The organism is Frigoribacterium sp. VKM Ac-2530 (assembly GCF_015350835.1).
Lineage (GTDB): Bacteria > Actinomycetota > Actinomycetes > Actinomycetales > Microbacteriaceae > Frigoribacterium.
Window position 1 is genome coordinate 276,488 of the sequence record NZ_JADKSE010000002.1, and the last position, 20,080, is coordinate 296,567.

The window sequence follows — 20,080 nt, forward strand, 5'->3', positions numbered from 1 at the left end:
CTGCTCGAGTCGTGCGGCCTCGGCGTGCTCCTCGAGGACGGCGACTCGGCCGTCTCGACGCCGGGGCCGGGCGACGAGGCGCGACAGCCCGTCGGCGTCGCCGTCGGCGGCCTCGTCCTCGACCCCGTCGTCGTGTCCGAGTGGCTGCGCCGGGACGTGCCGCACGTCCTCGTGCGCGTCGGCGACCGCTCGGTCCGCGTCGGACCGGTCGTCGTCCCCGGGGTGACGGCGTGCGCGCGGTGCCTGCACCTCCACGACGGCGACCGCGACCGTGCATGGCCGGCCATCGCGGGGCAGCTGGCGGCGCGCCCCGTCGTCGCGCCTCCCCTGCTCGTCCTCCGGGAGGCCGCGGTCCGGACCGTCCGTCGCGTCCTCGAGACGAGGACGTCCCTCGACGGCGGCGACGGGGCGGGCGACGACGACGGCGAGCGCCGCGTCGGCGGCTCCCCTCCGGCAGAGGTCGTCCGCATCGACCTCGACAGCTACGAGGTCAGTTCGTCGGTCGTGCGGCCCCATCCCGACTGCGGGTGCGGAGCTCCTCCAGGAACCGGCTCGGTCGACGCTCGCCGCCCCGGCCCTGGCCGCTCGGCGCCCACGAGAGACGCAGGCGCTCCCGCGCCCGGGTGATGCCGACGTAGAGCAGACGACGCTCCTCGTCGACGGCCTCGAGGCCCTGCGCGTAGCTGATCGGCACGAGCCCCTCGCTGAGGCCGATCAGGTAGACGCTCCGCCACTCGAGGCCCTTGGCCGAGTGCAGCGTGGCGAGGGTGACCGCGGCCATCGTCGGCTCGTGCTGCCCGGCCTGCCTCGCCAGCAGCTCCTCGACGAACTGCACCAGGGTCGTCCCCTCCGACGAGGCCTCGGCGAGGCCCATCAGGGCGTTCAGCGACTCCCAGCGGTCGCGGAGGGCGCCCCGCTGCTCCGGCGCCTCCTGCGTCCAGCCGAGGGAGCGCAGCACGTCGCTGACCGTCTTGAAGAGGGGCTCGCCGATGATGCTGACCGATGCTCCCTTGAGCATCATCACCGCCTCCTTGACCTCGCGGAGGTCGAAGAACCGGGTGGCCCCGTGGATCCGCGTCGAGACGCCGACGTCGGCCAGGGCGCGCTCGAGCGCCGCCGCCTGCACGTTGACCCGGTAGAGCACCGCGATCTCCTCCGGCGCGACCCCGCTGCGGATCTCGTCGGCGATCGTCTGCGCGACGCCACGGGCCTCGGCCATGTCGGTCGGGTACTGGACGACGGGCGGCACGGGCCCCGTCGACTCGACCGCCGGGTGGAGGTGCAGCGCGCCGGGCCGGCCCCGCATCAGCTGGTTCGCCGTGTCGACGATCTGGCGCGACGACCGGTAGTTCTGCTCGAGCCGGACCACGGTCGCGTCGTCGTAGCGCGAGCCGAAGCCCAGGAGGTAGTCGGCCGAGGCCCCGGCGAACGAGTAGATCGTCTGGCTCGCGTCGCCCACGACGCAGAGGTCGTTGCGGTCGCCGAGCCAGAGCTCGAGCAGCTCCTGCTGCAGCGGGGAGACGTCCTGGTACTCGTCGACGACGAAGAAGCGGTACTGCTCCCGGACCTGCTGCGCGACGCGGGGCTCGAGCTGCATCATGCCGACGGTCGCGAGGAGGACGTCCTCGAAGTCGAGCTGCCGGCGCTCGTCCTTGATGTCCTCGTAGGCACGGTGCAGGTCGACGGCCTTCTCGACGGTGAGCGCCTGTGGCAGGTTCCGCGAGTGCGCCTTCACGGCGTACTGCTCCACCGTCAGCCGCGACACCTTGCGCCACTCGATCTCGCCCGCCGTGTCGCGCAGCGACGCCGTGTCCAGCTTGAGGCCCACGCGCTCGGCCGCGTGGGCCAGGAGCTTCCCCTTGCTGTCGATCAGCCGCGGCATCTGCCCGCCCATGGTCTGGGGCCAGAAGTACGACAGCTGCGACAGGGCCGAGGCGTGGAAGGTGCGAGCCGAGACCCCGCCCGCACCGAGCTGGCGGAGGCGCCCCCGGAGCTCGGCCGCGGCACGCGACGTGAACGTGAGGGCCATGACGCGCCCGGGCGCGTACACGCCGGTGGCGACGCCGTAGGCGATCCGGTGGGTGATCGCCCTGGTCTTGCCCGTGCCGGCCCCCGCCAGCAGGCAGACGGGGCCGAGCAGCCGCCGGGCCGCCTCGCGCTGTTGCTCGTCGAGGCCCGCGATCAGCGACGCGGCGTCGCTCACTGGTCGAGCTCGGCGCCGAACCAGTCCTCGATGATGGCGCGTGCGATGGAGGTGCGGCCGGGCAGGAGGACCTCGCCGAGCGAGGCGGCCAGCTCGTCGCGGCTGAACCAGCGCAGGTCGAGGATCTCGGCCCCGTCGGGCTCGAGGGTGCCCGGGTCGTCGACGTCGACGCGCGCCGTGAAGCCGAGCATGAGGCTGGCGGGGAAGGGCCAGGGCTGCGACCCCACGTAGCGCGGGTCGACGACCTTGACGCCGCTCTCCTCGAAGATCTCGCGCTGGACCGCGTGCTCGAGGGACTCACCCGGCTCGACGAAGCCCGCCAGCAGCGACCAGCGGTTGGACTCCCACAGCGCGTTCGAGCCGAGCAGGAGGCGGTCCTCGGCGTCCGTCACGCCCACGATGATCGCCGGGTCGGTCCGGGGGAAGACCTCGTGGCCGTCGTCGGCGTCGCGACCGACCCACCCTGCCTTGTCTCGGACGAGGGGACGACCGGTGCGGGGCGAGAACCGGTGCGAGTCGTGCCAGTTCGCGAGTGCCACCGCCTCGACGGCCAGGCCGGCGTCCCGGTCGCTCAGCCGGGTGCCGAACATGCGGACGCTGCCCCAGTCGTCGTCGCTCGCCGACAGCCGGGCCGAGGCCTCGTCGTCGAGGAGCGCGGCGACGAGGGGCGTGCCCACCGGCTCGGCGGCGTCCGGGTCGAGGGACCGTCCGAGGTACAGGTAGCCGCCCGCCTCGGGGACCTCGCTCGGGGGCAGCAGCGCGAGGCGGTCGCCGCCCGCCATCAGCAGGCGGGTGCCCCACACCGGGAGCACGCGCGTGCCCGCCGCAGCCAGGAGCTCGCGGATCGCGTCGGGCCTCTCTCGAGTGAGGTAGTCGCGGTCGACCTGGTGTCGGGCGAGGGGCAGCCGGGACGTGAGCGGCGAGGACATCGGACGACCAATCATCGCGAGTTGACAGCGTGGCGAACGGCGGAGCACCGGACACTGCGGCCTACCCTGAGGGCATGGCCAGATCTCACCTCACTCTAGCCGCGTTGGCCACGGCCGCCGTCGCCGACCTCGACGTGCGCACGACCTCCCCGCACGGCTCCCCGACCGGCGACGTCGACTCCGCGCTGCTCACGACCGGGACCGGTGACGAGCTCATCGTCCGCGTCCCGCGGTCGCAGCGCGCCGAGGCACAGCAGTCCGCCGACCTGGTCGCCCTCCGGGCCCTCAGCGCGGGCGTCCGCGGGCGTCTGCCCTTCGCCGTCCCGGCCTACCGTGGCCAGGCCCCCGTCGGCCGGACCCGCGGGATCGTCTACGACTTCATCGCGGGCACGCACCTCCGCACGGCCCAGGTGACCGGCGGATCCGGCCTGCCCACGGCCCTCGGCCGAGGCGTGGCCGCGATCCACGCCCTGCCGACCAGCTTCGTCACCGACGCCGGGCTCACGAGCCACACGCCGTTCGAGGCCATGCGCTCGACGGCCTCGCTCGTCGACCGCGCCGCCTCCACCCGGCTGCTGCCCGCCGCGCTGCTCGAGCGGTGGGAGGCGGCGATCCAGGACCACGTGCTGTGGCAGTTCCAGCCCACCGTCGTCAACGGCTCCCTCGACGCGGCGTCCTTCCTCGTCGTGGACGGCGCTGTCACCGGGGTCCTGGGCTGGCACGACCTGCAGGTCGGCGACCCCGCCCGCGACCTCGCCTGGCTGCTCGGCGCCGGCCCCGAGGCCGTCGACTCCGCCTTCGCGGCCTACAACGACGCCCGAGGCACGAGCGACCACCAGCTCCGACGCCGCGCCACCCTCTACCGCGAGCTCGACACGGCGAAGTGGCTGCTGCACGGCACCGCCACGAAGAACACGGCCGTCGTCGACGACGCCGTCGGCATGATGGCCGCCCTGGTCGACCGGCTGCAGTCTCCCGAGGGGGTGTCGATCTCGTCGGACTCGACGGCCGCGCTCGACCTCGACGGCGTCGAGGAACTGCTCTCGACCACCGAGCGCCGGCACGGCTGAGACCCGCTCGGGCTGACGGCCGGACCGGCTGAGACCGCTCGGGCTGACCCTCGGCTCGACCGAGCTGCCCGTCGCGCCTGCGCCTGGGCGGCGGGCTACTCGGCCTGGCTCCCCGTCCCCGCCTCCACCGCGTCCCAGAGAGCCGCGAGCTCGTCCCTGTCCGCGATGTGCCGGGGCTCGACCACGACGTCGTCCGCCACGAAGTAGAAGGCCGCGTCGATGTCGTCCGCCGGAACGCCTCGGAACGCCGAGTACGCCTCTCGGTAGAGGGCGAGCTGCAGCTGGCGCAGCTCGAGGTCCGCGTCGTCCGTCGGGGCTCGACCGGTCTTCCAGTCGACCACCTGGAGGCGCCCCTCCCGCTCGAAGACGGCGTCGATCTTGCAGATGACCGTCCGACGGCCGAGCGGCAGGTGCACCTCGAGCTCGACCTCGACCGGCTCGAGCCGGGCCCAGGGAGACTGCTCGAAGGTGGCCTGGAGCTCGACGAGACGGCGCGCGTCGTCGGGATCGACGAGTCCGTTCCCGCCTCGCTCCTCGTCGTCGTCGAGGTCGAGCTCGAGACCCCACGCGTCGAGCAGCTCGGCGCGGCCGGTCGGCCGGTAGCGCTGCTCGACCCACTCGTGGAACAGGGTGCCGAGGCGCGTCGCCCGGTAGGGGCGCTCCGGCAGCGGACGCCGGAGGGACGAGGCGACGCCGGAGGGGTCGCTGACGTAGTCCTTGAAGCGGGACGCCGGGATGCGCTGCGGCAGGTCGATGCTGCCGGCCCGCCGACGGACGGCCTCCCGCTCGAGCAGGAGGAGGTCGATGTCGTCGGCCCAGGGCCCCACGTCCTCCCGTCGCCGGGCCGCGGCGTCGACCACCTCGCCCGTGCCGGACTCCGCCGACTCGCGGGCTCGGAGGGTGCGCCCGACCCGCACCGCGGCGCGCTCGACCCGTGCGCGCCTCGGGCCCAGCGGGTCGACGGGCCAGACCAGCTCGCGCGACGACTGGGCGAGAGGATCGGACTCGTCGTCGGGCTCGGCCGGCACCGCCTCGGCCGGGACGAGGCCCGCCTCCACGAGCTCGGCCAGGTACCTGCTCGGCTGCCGGGGCTTCACGGTCGACGACCAGAACGACCCGCTGAGCAGCAGGGCCTCCTTCGCCCGGGTGAAGGCGACGTACGCGAGGCGCCTCTCCTCGGAGAGGTGCCGACGCCGGAGGTCGTCCTTGAAGGCCGCGAGTCGCTGGTCGAACTCCTTCTGGTCGTCGACGGACCGCCAGGCGAGGTCCGGCAGCTCGGCGGCGTCGCCGCGGAACTCGTAGGGCAGCTCGCCGAAGCCGAGCCAGCCGACGCCCTCGCGCGACGTGCCGGGCAGCTCGCCCTCGACGAGGCGCGGGACGGCGACGAGGTCCCACTCGAGGCCCTTGGAGCCGTGCACGGTGAGCAGCTGGACGGTGCCGGGCTCGCCGTCGTCCGACCTCGGCCCCATGTCGTCACGCCGCTCGGCCGCAGCCAGCCAGGAGAGGAATCCGCCGAGGGCGGCGTTCTCGTCCGCCGCGACGTAGCCCGTCAGCTCGTCCTCGAAGGCCTGCAGCCACGCGCCGCCGTGGCCCTGCCCCGTGGCGGCCGCGACCTCGACGTCGAGCAGCATCTCCTGCTGCACCAGCGTCACGAGGTCGACCAGGTCGAGGCCCGTGCGCCCGCGCAGGAACGCCAGCTGCGAGCCCAGCCGCCGCATCCGGGCGAGGCCCTCGTCGCTCAACCCGCGCAGTTGTCCGTGCCCGTCGGGAGCCGTGGCCACGAAGTCGAGCGCGTCGACCAGGGAGCCGTGCTCGCCCACGGCCACGGACGCACGGAAGCCCGCGGCGACCTCGTCGCCCAGCACCTGCTGCGCGTGGTCGTGGGCGAACAGCCAGGAGGCGACGGACCGGAGCGCCGCGACGTCGTGCAGGCCGATCCGCCAGCGCGCACCCGTCATGAGCCGGATGAGCTCGGACCCGGCCGAGGGGTCGTGGAGCACCCGGAGGCAGGACACCAGGTCGACGACCTCGGGGCGCTGCAGGAGCCCGCCGACGCCGAGCACCCGGTAGGGCACCCCGCGCTCGGCGAGCGCCTCGACGAAGGCGGGCATCGTCTTCTTGGACCGGAAGAGCAGCGCCGCCGTGCGCGGCGACGGGACGCCGTCGACGACGGGCGGGTCGGCGAGCTCGCGGGCGAACCAGGCCGCGACCTGGTCCGCCTCGGCCGGCAGGGTCTGCTCGAAGAGCGTCTCGACCCGGCCGTCGGGGGCCGTGGGCCGGGCTCGCAGCTCGCCGACCGGCACCTCGGACGCCGCCGCCAGCTCGGCCACCACGACGTTGGCGGCGTCGAGCACGCCTCGGGAGTTGCGCCAGCTCGTCGAGAGGCTGTAAACGGCGTCGGGCTCGGCGCCGAAGTCGACGGGGAACCGGCCGAGGTTCGCCGCGGAGGCGCCCCGGAAGCCGTAGATGGACTGGTGCGGGTCGCCGACCGCCATCACGCCCGTGGTGGCGAACAGGCGCGACAGCAGGCGCGTCTGCACGACGCTCGTGTCCTGGTACTCGTCGAGGAGCACGACGCGGAAGCGCGCGCGCATCGCGTCGACGACCTCGGGGGCCGTGTCGCAGACGTCGAGGGCGAGCGCCACCTGGTCGGAGTACTCGACGAGGCCCCGACGCGCCTTCTCGTCGGCGAACTGCTCGGCGAGCGCCACGAGCGGCGGCAGCGCCGACACCGCGGCGACCGCGTCGGTGACCGACTTGTAGGCCGACCCCTTGGTCGAGGGCAGGCCCGCGAGGTCGAGGAACCGGTCGCTGAGACGGAGCACGTCGTCGCCGTCGGCCACGTTCTCGCTGAGGGCGTGGCTCAGCCGGAGCACCGCCTCCGTCAAGGAGTCGACGCTGCGTCCGAGCCCGGCGAGGCGCTCGTCGCGGCTCGCGACGACCAGCGACCGCGCCATCTGCCAGGCCGAGGCCTCGCCGAGCACCTGCGACTCGGGCTCGCGACCCACGCGGAGGGCGTCGTCGCGGAACACCCCGTTGGCGAAGGCGTTGTACGTCGACACGGTGGGGACGTCGAACGGGTCGGGGTCGTCGCCCAGCAGCCCCGCCTCGCCGAGCTGGCGGATGCGCTTCTCGATGCGCTCGCCCAGCTCGCCGGCGGCCTTGCGCGTGAAGGTCAGGCCGAGCACCTGCGAGACCTCGACGTGGCCGTTGGCGAGCAGCCAGACGACCCGGTTGGCCATGGTCTCGGTCTTGCCGCTGCCGGCGCCCGCGACCACGAGGGCGGGCACGAGCGGCGCCTCGATCACGGCCTGCTGCTCGGGCGTCGGCTCGGGCAGGCCGAGGCGCACCGCGACGTCGACCGCCGACAGGCTCACGAGCTGACCTCGCCGACGACGTGGATGCGGCAGGAGCCGCCGGTCCTGCCCTCGCAGTGCTCGTCGAGGCGGGCCAGGAAGACCTGCCCCGCCATGCCCTCGGCCGCGGTCTCGACGCGGTCGCGGAACTCCTGGAGCATCTCGGCGTCGAAGGCGGCCTGGGCGGGCTCCCGGTAGAGCTTGCCCCGCACGCCAGAGGACACGACGACGAGCTTCGCTCCGCCCGGCGGCGTCCCCTCCGGCACGCTCTCGACCACGCCGTCGGCGAGGGCGAGCTGGTAGCTGCCGAGCTGCGGGTGGGCGGCGATGGCCGCAGACGACGTCGGGGCGGCCCGCCCGGTCTTGAGGTCGACGATGACCGCGGCGCCGTCGCGGGTGCGCTCGACCCGGTCGATCGAGCCACGGAGGCGCGCCGGGCCGGTGTCGAGGGTGAAGGTCGACTCCGCGCCGATCAGCTCGCCGCCCGACTGCGCGAAGTCGCGCAGGTAGGAGGCGAGGCTCTCGGTCATCTGTCGGGCTCGGCGCTTCTCGGCCTCGGCGATCCAGGGCGACTCGAAGTCGAGCTCGTCCCAGCGCTCCTCGACCGCGTCCCACAGGGCCTCGACGTCGGTGTCGAGCGCGTGCTCCATCACGGAGTGGAGGACCGTGCCGATGCCCATCGAGGCGTTGGGCGCCGACCCGCCGAACCGGTCGACGAACCAGTGCAGCGGGCACTCCTCGAACGAGCCGAGCTGGGAGGGCGAGACCGCGACGTGGGCCTCGGGCTCGGAGAGGTCGACCAGGGGTGCCGACGTGCTCGGCTCGGCGAGGCCGTACCACTCGCCCGGGTGCGCCCCGGCGACGCCGGCCGCGGCGAGGCGGGCGAGGCCCGCCGTCGCCGACTCCACGCGGCCCTGGTGGGTCGACTCGACCACGACGTGCCGCAGGTGCCCCACGAGCCCGCGGAGCGACAGGGGGTGCCCCCCGGACGGCGACGGCGCGTCGGTCGGCAGCAGCCGGAAGAAGACCGACGGCCCCTCGTCGTCGTCGGAGGTGCAGGAGAGGACGACCTGGCGACGCGCTCGCGAGACCGTGAGCGCGAACATGCGCAGCTCGTCGCTGCGCACCGCGGCACGGGCGTCGACCGGGGTCGGCCCCTGGTCGGGTCCCTCGCCCGCCTGCGCCGCCTCGACCAGGTCGTCGGGGCCGAGCAGGGCGCCGCGCACCCGGAGGTTCGGCCACACGCCGTCCTGCAGGCGGGCTGCCACGACGACGTCCACCTCGAGGCCCACCGCGGCGGACGGGGTGCAGACGAGCACCGACTCGGCGGACGCCTGCGGCGAGAGGGTGTCCTCGGGGACCTCGGCGCCGAGCAGGGCGTCGAGGAACCCGACGGCGGGGGCCTCGGGGGTGCGCTCGACGAACCGCTTCGCGGCCGTGAACAGCGCGACCACCCCGTCGAGGTGCCGGTCGGCCTCGGCCGCCACGATGCCCCGGCCCGCGGCGCGGGCGCTCCACTCGCGCGCGAGGCCGCTCCTGTCCCACAGCCCCCAGAGGACTTCCTCGATGCTGGCGCCTGCCGCGGCCTCGCGACGTGCCCCGTCGAGACTGGCCGCGAACCGGCCCGCCCGGGCAGCCGGTCGCGAGTCGATCGTCGCGAAGCGTCCCGGCCCGGCGAGCGCCTCGACGAGCAGGGCGTCGGCGGAGCGCGCGCCTCCCCCCGCGAGCTCGTCCGCCCGCAGGGCGAGCCGGAGGCGGCGCAGGGACAACGCGTCGAAGCCCGCTAGCGGGCCGAGCAGGAGCTCGGAGGCGAGGTCGGCCGTGAGCTCGTCCCGTCCGACGGCCACGGAGGCGGCCAGCAGGAGGTGTCGTGCCCCGTGCTCGTCGCGGACCGCACGGCCCGCCGCCGAGGTGCGCGTGGGGACGTCGGCCAGCTGGAGGCCGCGGGCGACGCCGGGCACCTGGCCGCCGCTGCGGACGACGACCATCATGCTCGACCACGGGACGCCCGAGACGAGGTGGTGCTCGCGCAGCACCCGCGCCACGGTCGAGAGCTCGTGGGCGGGGCTGTCGGCCTGGACGGAGAGCACGGGAGGGACGTCACGGCCCGGCTGCCCCTCCGGACGAGCGTCGGGCGCGCCCGGAGTGCCCGGTGTCCCCGCCGCGGGCCGTCCGGGCTCGGCGGCGTGCTGACGCCCGGCGCCGGCCGTGCCGATGCGCGCGGTGACCCGCTGCACGAGCTCGCGGAGCGGCGGGTCGTGCCGGTGCGCGGTCGACAGCCACAGCGTCCGCGCGTCGGGCAGGCCGAGCCGCTGCCCGAGCCGGCCGAGCACGTCGGGGCTGCCGCCGCGGAACGCGCTCGTGGCCAGGTCGGGATCGCCGAGCGCGATCACGGCGACCCCGCGGCGCGCCAGGGCGCGGAGCAGGGCGACGGTGGACTCGGTGGCCTCCTGGGCGTCGTCGACGAGCACGGCGCGGAGGCCGTCGACGACCGGTGCGGTCTCGCCGCGGTCGAGCGCCGCCACGGCCCAGTCGACGAGCTCGGCCGAGTCGAGTCGGCGACCCGGCAGGGCGTCGACGACGCCGCGGTACTCGTCGACGAAGTCGGCGACGGCGGCCCACTCGGGCCGGTCACGTGCCGTGGAGAGCCGACGCAGGTCGTCGGGCGACAGCCCCTGCTCGGTCGCGCGCATCATCACCTCGCGCAGCTCGGTGCGGAACCCCCGCAGCACGCGGACGCGGGGGCCGAGGACGTCGGGCCACCGAGGGCCCGTGCCGTCGGCCTCGTGGCCCTCGAGCATCGATCGGACGACCGAGTCGTGGTCCCCGCCGGTCAGGAGCGCCGGCGGCTCGGCGCCGGCGAGACGGGCGGCGTGGCCGACCACGTCGAAGGCGAGGGACGAGACGGTGCGCGCGAGGGGACCGGGGGTGGGCACGTCGAGCCGGGCGGCCAGGACGTCACGGAGGCGCGTGGCCGTCGTGCGGGACGGAGTCAGCGCCGTCACGGAGCCGGGCGCCCAGCCGCGGGTCTCGAGCCGGTCGGCGACGAACTCGACGAGGGCGGTCGTCTTGCCGGTGCCCGGGGCCCCGATCACCGCGGCGGAGACGCCGTCGGGCAGGTCGAGCACCGCCCGCTGGGACGCGTCCAGCTCGACCGCCGACCGAAGGTCGGTGCCCGAGACCGGGCGGAAGGAGGTCGTGACCATGCTCTCGACGCTAGCGGCTGCCGCCGACACCGGCTGTCGGCCCCGGCGGCCCGTGCCCTCGCACTTGCGCTCTCGGTGAACGCGTCAGACCGCGCCCGGCCCGGTCGGATATCGTGACGACGTGGACATTCGCATCGGCATCACCAACAGCCCCCGTGAGATCAGCTTCGAGACGTCGCAGACCGCGGCCGAGGTCGAGGCGATCGTCGCCGACGCCCTCGACGGCAGCAAGACGTACGTCACCCTCGCCGGCTCGAAGGGCAAGACCTACCTCGTGCCCACCGCCTCCCTCGCCTACGTCGAGGTCGGCTCCGACGAGAACCGCCGCGTCGGCTTCGTCAGCTGACATGGAGCTCCTGTTCGTCGTGCTCGGCGGCGCGCTGCTCGGCTTCGTCGCGCACTTCGCCCTGCCGGCGCACGACACCCGCGGGGTGCTCCTGGCTCCCGCGGCTGCGGCGTCCGTCGCGGCCGTCGCCTGGCAGGTCCTCCTCCTGGCGGGCCTCAGGGCGGACGGCGGCTGGATCTGGGTGGTGGCGCTGGTGCTGTCCGGCGTCGCGGCGATCGCGGTCTGCCGCGTCACGGCGACGGTGCGGAGGCGCCGCGACGGCGACCTGCTCGCCCGCCTCCTGCGGGGCTGACGACGCGAGCCGCCCGGCACCGCGGTGCCGTCAGGCCGTCAGGCCGTCAGGCCCAGAGCGTCCATCCGGCGCGTGTGCGCTGCCACGAGCTCGGTGAAGACCGGCTCGAGCCGCTCGTCGTCGGCCGACTCGTGCGAGGCGGAGATCGCCGCACGGGCCACGAGCAAGGTGTCGCCGACGAGACGACGGCCCCAGAGGGCGAGGCGCGAGGCGAGCTGCGGGTCGTCCTCGATGGCCGTCGAGAGCTCCGCCACGATGGCGGCCTCGTCGTCGCCCGCCTCCAGCACCCGCACGATGCGCTCGCGGTGGTCGGCGGTCAGGCCCGCGGCCAGTCGGACGAAGACGTCGTTGAGCAGGCCGGCGGCGACGTAGGAGGCGAGGATCGCCTCGTGCCAGTCCGCGCCCTCGGTGCGTCGACGGAACTCGTCCACGGCGTGTCGGTGGGGCTCCATCGAGACCGTCGGGTCGCCTCCGGTGCGCTCGATCTCGGCGAGCAGGCCCCGGTGCCGGTCGAGGGTGCTGCCGGCCACGCGGGCGGTCATCCGCTGCGCGCGCACGTGCGGGGCGGACTCCGCGGCACGGCCGAGGCCCTCGAAGAGCGACAGCTCGAGGTAGGCGGCCTGACCGAGGTAGACGTCGAGGTCGGGGGTGAAGTCGCCGAGCTCGACCCGGTTCACGGGCACGGCTCTGGAGGCGGGCCGCGGCCACTGGATGGACGGGACGCCGCGCTGAGACCTCCGGCCCTTCCATGACACCACGCCGCAAGCTTACGGGGTCCGGGGGTCGCGGCCGCACGACGGGCTAAACTGTCCGCGATCCGCCTACACATGAGACAGGGCAACTACGTGACTTTCACCGATCTTCAGATCGACCAGGACATGGTCGACGCACTGGCTGCGAAGGGGATCCTCGAACCGTTCCCCATCCAGACCCAGACCATCCCGCTCGCGCTCTCCGGCCAGGACATCATCGGCCAGGCGAAGACGGGCACCGGCAAGACCCTCGGCTTCGGCCTCCCCATCGTCCAGCGCATCGGCCTCTCGCCCGAGCCCGGGGTCAAGGTGCTCGTCGTCGTCCCGACCCGCGAGCTCTGCGTCCAGGTCGCCGAGGACCTCGAGGTGGCGACGTCGAACCGCGACACCAAGGTCGTCAGCATCTACGGCGGCAAGGCCTACGAGGGCCAGGTCGAGCAGCTCAAGGCCGGCGCGCAGATCGTGGTGGGCACCCCCGGGCGCCTCCTCGACCTCGCCGGCCAGCGCCTCCTCGACCTGAAGGGCGTGCAGGAAGTCGTGCTCGACGAGGCCGACAAGATGCTCGACCTCGGGTTCCTCAGCGACATCGAGAAGATCTTCCAGCAGGTGCCGGCGACGCGCCACACCATGTTGTTCTCGGCGACGATGCCCGGCCCGATCGTGGCGCTGGCCCGCCGCTTCATGACGAAGCCGATCCACATCCGCGCCACCGACCCCGACGAGGGCCTGACGCAGGCGAACATCAAGCACGTCGTCTACCGCGCCCACTCGCTCGACAAGGACGAGGTCATCGCGCGCATCCTGCAGGCCGAGGGCCGCGGCAAGACCGTCGTCTTCACCCGCACCAAGCGCGCCGCCGCGAAGCTGGTCGAAGAGCTGAACGACCGCGGCTTCAACGCCGCCGCCGTGCACGGCGACCTCAACCAGGAGCAGCGCGAGCGCGCGATGGCGGCCTTCAAGGCCGGCAAGAAGGACATCCTGATCGCGACCGACGTCGCGGCGCGCGGCATCGACGTCAACGACGTGACGCACGTGATCAACCACACGGTCCCCGACGACCACGACACGTACCTGCACCGCGCCGGCCGGACGGGCCGTGCGGGCAAGACCGGCATCGCGGTCACGTTCGTCGACTGGGACGACCTGCACAAGTGGGCCCTCATCAACCGTGCCCTCGACATGGGCCAGCCCGAGCCCGTCGAGACCTACTCGTCGAGCCCGCACCTCTTCGAGGACCTCGACATCCCCGCCGGCACCAAGGGCCGCCTCAAGTCGGCCCCCAAGGCAGCCGTCGAGGGAGGCGCCGCCACGGCCCGCGAGCGCAACCCCGGCTCGCGCAGCCGGTCGCGCGGGGCCGAGGGCGACTCCGGTCGTCGCGGCGGCGAGGGCGACTCCGGTCGCCGCGGCGGCGAGCAGTCGTCGCGACGCGACCAGGCGCCCCGCCGCGACCAGGCTCCGACCGAGGCCCCCACGGCAGCGCCCGCGGGCGACGGCGAGGCCCCTCGTCGTCGCAGCCGCACGCGGCGTCGCCGCCCGGCCGGCGACGCCCCCGCGTCGTAGACCGGCCCCGGTCGACCCGAGAGGCCCCGCACCGTCACGGTGCGGGGCCTCCGTCGTCGCCGAGCCCGCTCGACGGACGGACCGATGGACCGATCGCGTCCCCCGGCGCACCTCGGGACGATCAGCCCTCGACGGGCCGCCAGCCGGTCGCGGCGTCGACGATGCGCGCCAGCTGCTCGGGGTCGGTGCTGTTCTCCCCCAGCCGGTTGGGCTTGCCCGTCCCGTGGTAGTCGCTCGACCCGGTCGTGATGAGATCGTGCCGGGCCGCGAGCTCGAGCAGGCGCTCGGCGCCCGCCTCCGTGTTCTCCCGGTGCCGTACCTCGACGCCCAGCAGGCCCGCCTCGACGAGCTGCTCGAACGAGCGCGCCGAGATGTTCGTGTCGCGCCCGCGCGTCGCCGGGTGGGCGATCACGGGGACCCCGCCGGCTGCTCGGATGAGCCGGATCGCGTCGATCGGGCTGGGCGCCTCGTGCGGCTCGTAGTAGCCGGAGCGCCAGTGCAGGATGCCGGCGAAGGCCGCGCTGCGGTCGGGCGCGAGGCCCGCGGCGACGAGGGCGTCCGCGATGTGGGGTCGCCCCAGGGTCGCGCCCGGCGTCGACTGGGCCAGGACGTCGGCCCAGCTCACGTCGTAGTCCGCCGCGATCCGCTCGACGATGCGCTCGGCGCGGTGCAGCCGGCTGTCGCGCAGGCGTGCCGTCTCGGCGACGAGGGCGGCGTCCTCGGGGTCGAACAGGTAGGCCAGCATGTGCACGCTGTTCATGCCGAGCCTCGTGCTCATCTCCATGCCCGGGACGAGCGTGAGGCCGGTCCCCGCGACGGCCCGGGTGGCCTCCGCCCAGCCGGCCGTCGAGTCGTGGTCCGTCAGGGCCACGACGGCGAGGTCCGCCGAGACGGCCGCGGCCACGAGCTCGGCGGGGGTCTCCGTGCCGTCCGAGACGCTGCTGTGGGTGTGCAGGTCGATCGGGCGGTGGGGCATCCCCTCATCGTAGGCCGACCCTGCTCCGGCCCGCCCGAGCGTCCTCCCTGCACCGGACGGGCGGTCGCCTATGCTCGGTCCCGCCATGATCCGTCGTCTCGTCGCCTTCGTCCTCGTCCTCGCGGTCGCCGCCGCCCTGTTCGTCGTGCTCTGGCCGCAGCAGCTCGACCTCCAGCGGACGTGGCCCGTCGCCCAGCTGGTCTCGTTCCGCGGGGCGGCAGCAGCCGTCGCCGGAGCGCTGGCCGTGGTCCTCTTCGTCGTCGGGATCGCGGCTCGCCCGCTCCGGTCGATCGCCGCCTCCCTCGGGGTGCTGCTGCTCGTCTTCGGGGCCGTGTCGATCGGCGTGGCCGCCGCCAGGGGCCTCGGCCGCGACGACTTCGTCGAGGCGCTCCCGACCGACCTGACGGTCGTCGTGTGGAACACCGAGGGGGGCGCCCCGGGCGCCGACGTCATCGCCGCCCTGGCCGTCGAGGAGGGCGCGGAGATCGTCAGCCTCCCCGAGACCGGCGCCGACGTCGCGACGGCGGTGGCCGAGGCCATGGGCGCCGCAGGCCTGCCCATGACGGTCAAGACGGTCGAGTACCCGACCGTGGGCGGGTCGACGCCGACCTCCCTCCTCATCGCGGGCGGCCTCGGCGAGTACACCGTCGCGGTGGCCGACGACGGCTCGGCCGTCGAGACGACGCCGCTCATGCCCTCCGTGGTCGCCACACCGGTCTCGGGGACGGGGCCGACCATCGTCGCCGCCCACCCCGTCGCCCCCACGACCGCGCAGATGGACCCGTGGGAGGCGGGCCTCCGGTACCTCGCGGACGCCTGCACGGACGGGAACGTCATCATGGCGGGCGACTTCAACGCGACCCTCGACCACATGGCCGGTCTCGGGACCGCGGGCGGCGCCCTCGGCCGGTGCCGCGACGTCGGGGTGACGACCGCGAACGCGGGCCTGGGCACCTGGCCGACCGATCTCCCGCCGCTGCTCGGCACCCCCATCGACCACGTCCTCGCGACGCGTTCCTGGATGCCGACCGGCTACAAGGTCGTCACCGACCGGGACGAGGCCGGCAGCGACCACCGCCCCGTCGTCGCGCAGCTCACCATGACGGGCGCGTGACCCCGCACCGGGTTGGACGGCCCGCGACTTCGCGGGACAATGGCGGCATGGACGCACAGAAGGCACCCCGTGCCACCACGAACCGATCGACCACCCCCCGCTCGGACTCGTTCAAGGACTACATCTCGTCCCAGTGGGCCGATCGTGACGAGGTGATGCCGGCGGCGCGCGAGGAGGCCGCGTTCGCCGCCGCCCGTCGGGCCCGCCTGTCGGAGCTGCACCGCGGCGAGCGCCTCGTCGTCCCGGCCGGGCGCGCCAAGGTCCGCTCGAACGACTGCGACTACCCGTTCCGGGCGCACTCCGCCTTCGCGCACCTGACCGGCTGGGGCTCCGCCACCGTGCCCGGCTCGGTGCTCGTCCTGGAGCCCGCCGGCGACGGACACGAGGCCACGTTGTACTTCCGCGCCAGCGCAGGTCGCGAGTCGGACGAGTTCTACGCCGACCCCGAGATCGGCGAGTTCTGGACGGGACCTCGCCCCTCGCTCGCGCAGGTCGGCGCCGACCTCGACCTCTCCACGCGTGAGCTCGCCGAGCTGGACGCCGTCGTCGCCTCGTCGACCGGCGCCACCCTCGTGCTCCGCGAGGCCGACCCCGAGCTGACCGCCCGCGTCGACGCCGTCGTCGCGGCCGCCGTCGACTCCGCCGGCACGGACGCGACGGGCACGGACGCGACGGGCGCGGACGCGACCGACGCCGACCCGACGTCCGCCGCAGCCGTCGACGTCCTGGCCCGCGACGCGAGCGAGCTGCGCCTCGTCAAGGACGCGTGGGAGGTGGCGCAGATGCGGCAGGCGGTCGCCGTCACCGGCCGCGGCTTCTCGGACGTCATCGCGGACTTCGACGACATCGTCGCCCACCCTCGTGGCGAGCGCCTCGTCGAGGGCACCTTCAACCGTCGCGCCCGGGCCGACGGCAACACGGTGGGCTACGACACCATCGCGGCCTCCGGCGACCACGCCTGCGTGCTGCACTGGACCCGCAACGACGGCCCGGTCGCCGACGGCGACCTCATCCTGATCGACGCCGGCATCGAGCTCGACAGCCTCTACACCGCCGACATCACCCGGACGCTGCCGGTGTCGGGCCGCTTCAGCGACGTGCAGCGACTCGTCTACGAGGCCGTGCTCGAGGCCGCCGACGCCGCGTTCGCCATCGTGCGCCCCGGCATCGCGTTCCGCGAGATCCACGCCGCCGCGATGCAGGTCATCGCCGAGCGCACCGCCGAGTGGGGCTTCCTGCCCGTGAGCGCCGCGGAGAGCCTCGAGCCCGACCACCAGTACCACCGCCGCTACATGGTGCACGGCACGAGCCACCACCTCGGCATGGACGTGCACGACTGCGCCGCGGCGCGCCGCGACCTCTACCTCGACGGCGTCCTCGAGCCCGGCATGGTGTTCACCATCGAGCCCGGGCTGTACTTCCAGCCCGACGACCTCACCGTGCCCGAGGAGTTCCGCGGCGTCGGCGTCCGGATCGAGGACGACATCCTCGTGACGGCCGACGGTGCCGAGAACCTCTCGGTCGGCATCCCGCGCACGGTCGCGGACGTCGAGGCCTGGATCGCCCGCCCGTAGCACCGCACCCACGGGAAGAGCCCCGGTCCCCTCAGCACCCACGGGAAGAGCCCCGGTCCCCTCAGGGGGCCGGGGCTCTCGTGTGCTCGGAGCACGAGCCTCGCAGGAGGCGCGTGCCGGGCAGCTGCGTCAGTCGCGTCCGGTGCCGGGCCCCGACTCCGGGCCGTCAGCGCGTCCTGCGACGTCCACCCCGTCCGCACGGTCCGCCCCGTCCGCGCGGTCGACCTCGCCGGCGGGACCGGCCAGGTCGTCGCCGCGTCGCCGGCTCGTCACGAGCACGACGACCACGGCCACGAGGGCCAGCACGACGATGCCGATCCCGATGCCCACGACGAGGCCGAGGTTCGACTCGTCCGGGTCGGCGCTCTGGGCGAGGGCCTCGCCGGTGGCGACGTCGGTCGGGTCGGCCGAGGCCGACGGGGCCGCGGCGCCCGTCGACTCCGCGCCTCCCGGCTCCTCCGAGGCCGCGGGCTGGCCCGCAGCGTCCCCGCCCGCGCCCTCGTCCGAGGAGTCGCAGGCGGGCCGGGCGGCCGCGCCCTCGGCGACGCTCGCCCCGGCGGGCGGCGCCCAGGTGAAGGGCAGCGACGCCGACACGGTGTGGCCGTCGGCCGAGACCGCCTGGTACGTCATCGTGTAGTCGCCCGCCGCGCCGAGCGCGACCCCGGTGCTGAGGGTGGCCCCGCCGGTGGCCGAGCAGCCGTCCTCGAAGTGCCGCCCGGAGGCGTCGGTCACCTCGAGCACGTTCGACGAGCCGGTGCCCGACAGGTCGAGGATCACGTCGTTGAAGGTGATGGACGCCTCGGTCAGCTCGACGGTCTGCGTGCTGCCCTCGGCGGGCGTGCTGCTCACGACGTAGTCGTGCGCGGAGGCGGACGAGACCGGTGCGAGCGCGAGCAGCCCCGCCGCCCCGACGCCCAGGACGCCGACGACGAGGGCGGCACGGGACGGTCGCCGGCCGGCCGGCGCGCGACCGGTCACGGTCGAGGAGGCGCGGATCACCGGCGCTCCCCGGTCGCGTCCGTGCCGGGTCGGGTCGCACCCGCGGCACGGGGTCGTCGGGTCAGCGCCACGACGCTCACGACGAGCGCCACGGCGCCGAGCGCGAGACCGCCGATGCCGAGGCCCACGGCGACCGAGTCCGAGGCGGAGCCGGCGTCGCCGGAGGACGAGTCGTCGCCCGCGGCGACGGCGGCGCCGTCAGCGCCGCCCGACATGTCGTGCCCGCCGTGCTCGTCGGCGGGCGGGGCGTCCTCGACGTACAGCACCGGGGCCGGGAACTCCGGCTCCTCGCCCGAGGCCGGAGTCTCGTCCGCCCAGTCGACGACCGAGCCGTCCGAGTAGGTCTGGTGGGCGGGCAACGTGATCGACCCGGTCTCGGGCACTGCTCCTGCGGAGATGACGAACTGCTGGAACTCCCCCGGGCCGACCTGGGTGCCGGGGTCGGCCGTCCAGGTGACCTCGGTGGGCGCCTCCGTCACGGTCGCGCCGTCGAGCTCGACGGGCTCGGGGAGGGTGCTCGTGGTGACGACCGTCGTCCAGCCGGGCAGCGGCTGGTAGGTGACCGACGTGAAGGGCGTGTCGGTCGGGAGGTCGACGGTGAGGCCTACCGTCCCGGCCGTGGCCGACTCGGTCGGCACCTTGAACGTGAGGGTGGCGTACGAGCCGGGGTCGACCTGGGCCGGGTTGACGCGCACGTGCGCCGACGCCGCCAGGGGGGCGGCGAGCGTGAGCAGTGCCGCGGCGCCGAGGGCTGCGGCGACGCGCGCGGCGGCGGCCGGACGCGAGGAGGAGCGGGTGGTGGTCATGGTGGTGGTCCTGTCTGGCCGCGCGGCGGCGGCCGGTGTCGTCTGGTCCGGGCCTCGTCGTCGAGCGGACGGCGGGCCGGGCACCGGCGTCGGGAGTCGACGTCGGAGCGGTGGTCAGACGGGCAGGGGCGGACCGCGGAGGGGCCTCGCGCCGATCGCCCGGAGGGGCGGCGCACGCCGCCCCGGCAGGGCGAGGACGGGACGGAGGCGCGGGCCCGTGCTCACGGGCGGCACGGCCCCGGAGAGAGCGCGACGGACGCGGGCGAGGCCGTGGATGGCCACCAGAGCCAGGCGCTCGAGGCAGTGGGCGCCCCAGCGCAGCCCGACCGCGGTGACGAGCGCGGCGGCCGCGTGCGCGGCCCACATCAGCCCGCCGGCCATGGCCATGTGGTGCCCGCCGGGCGCGGCGAGCACGTCGGACGCGCCGGCCGTGACGACCAGGGGCGAGTGGTGCCCGCCCACGGACGAGGCGCCGGAGCCGGCGGCGGCGCCCAGCGAGAACAGGAGGTGGAACGCGAGCTGGCTGGCGGCGACCGACACGGCGAGCCGGAGCAGCGAGGCCCGGCGGCCGGTCAACGCGATGCAGAGGGGCACCGAGAAGGCGAGCGCGAGCACCACCCCGAGCGTGCCGGGCTCGGCGCCGCCGCCCGCGACGTGCGAGAAGGCGGCGACGACGACGGAGAAGCCGGCGGTCAGCCAGCCGCGGACGAACCGCGTCCATCTCGGGGCCATGGCGCTCTCTCGGGGTCGGGGACGGTCGAGCCAGTTTACCGGCGGCCGGGGTCGGCCACGGGCCGGGACGGGACAGGTCCGTCGACGCCGAGCGACCTCTCCCGCCGGTGGCGGCGCGGAGGAAGGCGAGGGCTGCCGCTGCAGCCGCCGTCGCCGCTGCGGGAC

15 protein-coding genes are annotated in these 20,080 nt (G+C 74.8%); 6 read left to right on the forward strand and 9 right to left on the reverse strand.

Going from position 1 to position 20,080, the window contains the following annotated elements:
* Nucleotides 1-490: 490 nt before the first annotated feature.
* Together ITJ48_RS10220 and nudC are read right to left on the reverse strand one after the other, a co-directional pair.
* Nucleotides 491-2,203 carry an ATP-dependent helicase gene (locus tag ITJ48_RS10220; protein WP_194613600.1) on the reverse strand — a complete coding sequence of 571 codons (1,713 nt, stop codon included), beginning with the start codon at nt 2,201-2,203 and terminating at the stop codon, nt 491-493.
* A complete protein-coding gene (gene nudC, locus ITJ48_RS10225; RefSeq protein ID WP_194613601.1) occupies nt 2,200-3,132 on the reverse strand; it encodes an NAD(+) diphosphatase in 933 nt (310 codons plus the stop codon). The genes ITJ48_RS10220 and nudC overlap by 4 nt, the downstream gene beginning before the upstream one ends.
* A gap of 74 nt (nt 3,133-3,206) precedes the next feature.
* On the opposite strand from nudC, the gene ITJ48_RS10230 reads away from it, so the two are divergent.
* Entirely contained in the window at nt 3,207-4,202 is a 996-nt protein-coding gene (locus tag ITJ48_RS10230; protein WP_194613602.1) for a phosphotransferase, read from the forward strand.
* Nucleotides 4,203-4,297: 95 nt separating this feature from the next.
* Here the strand turns inward: ITJ48_RS10230 and ITJ48_RS10235 are convergent, their stop codons facing one another.
* Together ITJ48_RS10235 and ITJ48_RS10240 are read right to left on the reverse strand one after the other, a co-directional pair.
* Nucleotides 4,298-7,579 carry a UvrD-helicase domain-containing protein gene (locus ITJ48_RS10235; RefSeq protein WP_370544874.1) on the reverse strand — a complete coding sequence of 1,094 codons (3,282 nt, stop codon included), beginning with the start codon at nt 7,577-7,579 and terminating at the stop codon, nt 4,298-4,300.
* On the reverse strand, nt 7,576-10,764 hold the full coding sequence (locus ITJ48_RS10240; RefSeq protein WP_194613603.1) for an ATP-dependent DNA helicase: 3,189 nt from the start codon (nt 10,762-10,764) through the stop codon (nt 7,576-7,578). The genes ITJ48_RS10235 and ITJ48_RS10240 overlap by 4 nt, the downstream gene beginning before the upstream one ends.
* 121 nt (nt 10,765-10,885) lie before the next feature.
* On the opposite strand from ITJ48_RS10240, the gene ITJ48_RS10245 reads away from it, so the two are divergent.
* Together ITJ48_RS10245 and ITJ48_RS10250 are read left to right on the forward strand one after the other, a co-directional pair.
* Nucleotides 10,886-11,110, forward strand: a complete 225-nt coding sequence (locus tag ITJ48_RS10245) for a DUF3107 domain-containing protein (protein ID WP_123548145.1) — start codon at nt 10,886-10,888, stop codon at nt 11,108-11,110.
* A gap of 1 nt (nt 11,111) precedes the next feature.
* Nucleotides 11,112-11,402: a hypothetical protein gene (locus ITJ48_RS10250; RefSeq protein ID WP_194613604.1), complete on the forward strand. Its 291-nt coding sequence runs from the start codon at nt 11,112-11,114 to the stop codon at nt 11,400-11,402.
* Nucleotides 11,403-11,440: 38 nt separating this feature from the next.
* Here ITJ48_RS10250 and ITJ48_RS10255 read toward each other — a convergent pair whose 3' ends face one another.
* On the reverse strand, nt 11,441-12,160 hold the full coding sequence (locus ITJ48_RS10255; RefSeq protein WP_370544875.1) for a ferritin-like fold-containing protein: 720 nt from the start codon (nt 12,158-12,160) through the stop codon (nt 11,441-11,443).
* Between the two features lie 87 nt (nt 12,161-12,247).
* Between ITJ48_RS10255 and ITJ48_RS10260 the strand changes: the two genes are divergently transcribed.
* Entirely contained in the window at nt 12,248-13,714 is a 1,467-nt protein-coding gene (locus ITJ48_RS10260) for a DEAD/DEAH box helicase (protein WP_194613605.1), read from the forward strand.
* A gap of 121 nt (nt 13,715-13,835) precedes the next feature.
* Here the strand turns inward: ITJ48_RS10260 and ITJ48_RS10265 are convergent, their stop codons facing one another.
* Entirely contained in the window at nt 13,836-14,690 is an 855-nt protein-coding gene (locus tag ITJ48_RS10265; RefSeq protein ID WP_194613606.1) for a PHP domain-containing protein, read from the reverse strand.
* A gap of 85 nt (nt 14,691-14,775) precedes the next feature.
* Between ITJ48_RS10265 and ITJ48_RS10270 the strand changes: the two genes are divergently transcribed.
* Complete coding sequence (locus ITJ48_RS10270; RefSeq protein WP_194613607.1) at nt 14,776-15,804, forward strand: endonuclease/exonuclease/phosphatase family protein; 1,029 nt, start codon at nt 14,776-14,778, stop codon at nt 15,802-15,804.
* A gap of 47 nt (nt 15,805-15,851) precedes the next feature.
* Entirely contained in the window at nt 15,852-17,378 is a 1,527-nt protein-coding gene (locus ITJ48_RS10275) for an aminopeptidase P family protein (RefSeq protein ID WP_194613608.1), read from the forward strand.
* A gap of 129 nt (nt 17,379-17,507) precedes the next feature.
* On the opposite strand, the gene ITJ48_RS10280 is transcribed toward ITJ48_RS10275, so the two are convergent.
* The 3 genes from ITJ48_RS10280 to ITJ48_RS10290 all read right to left on the reverse strand — a co-directional run bounded on the left by ITJ48_RS10280 (nt 17,508) and on the right by ITJ48_RS10290 (nt 19,915).
* Nucleotides 17,508-18,377, reverse strand: a complete 870-nt coding sequence (locus ITJ48_RS10280; protein ID WP_370544876.1) for a copper resistance protein CopC — start codon at nt 18,375-18,377, stop codon at nt 17,508-17,510.
* Nucleotides 18,374-19,183 carry a YcnI family protein gene (locus ITJ48_RS10285; RefSeq protein ID WP_194613609.1) on the reverse strand — a complete coding sequence of 270 codons (810 nt, stop codon included), beginning with the start codon at nt 19,181-19,183 and terminating at the stop codon, nt 18,374-18,376. The genes ITJ48_RS10280 and ITJ48_RS10285 overlap by 4 nt, the downstream gene beginning before the upstream one ends.
* A gap of 114 nt (nt 19,184-19,297) precedes the next feature.
* Nucleotides 19,298-19,915, reverse strand: coding sequence for a hypothetical protein (locus tag ITJ48_RS10290; RefSeq protein ID WP_194613610.1), 618 nt, complete (start codon nt 19,913-19,915; stop codon nt 19,298-19,300).
* Between the last annotated feature and the right edge of the window lie 165 nt (nt 19,916-20,080).

Bases quoted from the DNA above. Each gene is read 5' to 3' on its own strand.
- nudC (WP_194613601.1), bottom strand. From the start codon at position 3,132: ATGTCCTCGCCGCTCACGTCCCGGCTGCCCCTCGCCCGACACCAGGTC.
- ITJ48_RS10230 (WP_194613602.1), top strand. From the start codon at position 3,207: ATGGCCAGATCTCACCTCACTCTAGCCGCGTTGGCCACGGCCGCCGTC.
- ITJ48_RS10240 (WP_194613603.1), bottom strand. From the start codon at position 10,764: ATGGTCACGACCTCCTTCCGCCCGGTCTCGGGCACCGACCTTCGGTCG.
- ITJ48_RS10250 (WP_194613604.1), top strand. From the start codon at position 11,112: ATGGAGCTCCTGTTCGTCGTGCTCGGCGGCGCGCTGCTCGGCTTCGTC.
- ITJ48_RS10265 (WP_194613606.1), bottom strand. From the start codon at position 14,690: ATGCCCCACCGCCCGATCGACCTGCACACCCACAGCAGCGTCTCGGAC.
- ITJ48_RS10270 (WP_194613607.1), top strand. From the start codon at position 14,776: ATGATCCGTCGTCTCGTCGCCTTCGTCCTCGTCCTCGCGGTCGCCGCC.
- ITJ48_RS10275 (WP_194613608.1), top strand. From the start codon at position 15,852: ATGGACGCACAGAAGGCACCCCGTGCCACCACGAACCGATCGACCACC.
- ITJ48_RS10285 (WP_194613609.1), bottom strand. From the start codon at position 19,183: ATGACCACCACCCGCTCCTCCTCGCGTCCGGCCGCCGCCGCGCGCGTC.
- ITJ48_RS10290 (WP_194613610.1), bottom strand. From the start codon at position 19,915: ATGGCCCCGAGATGGACGCGGTTCGTCCGCGGCTGGCTGACCGCCGGC.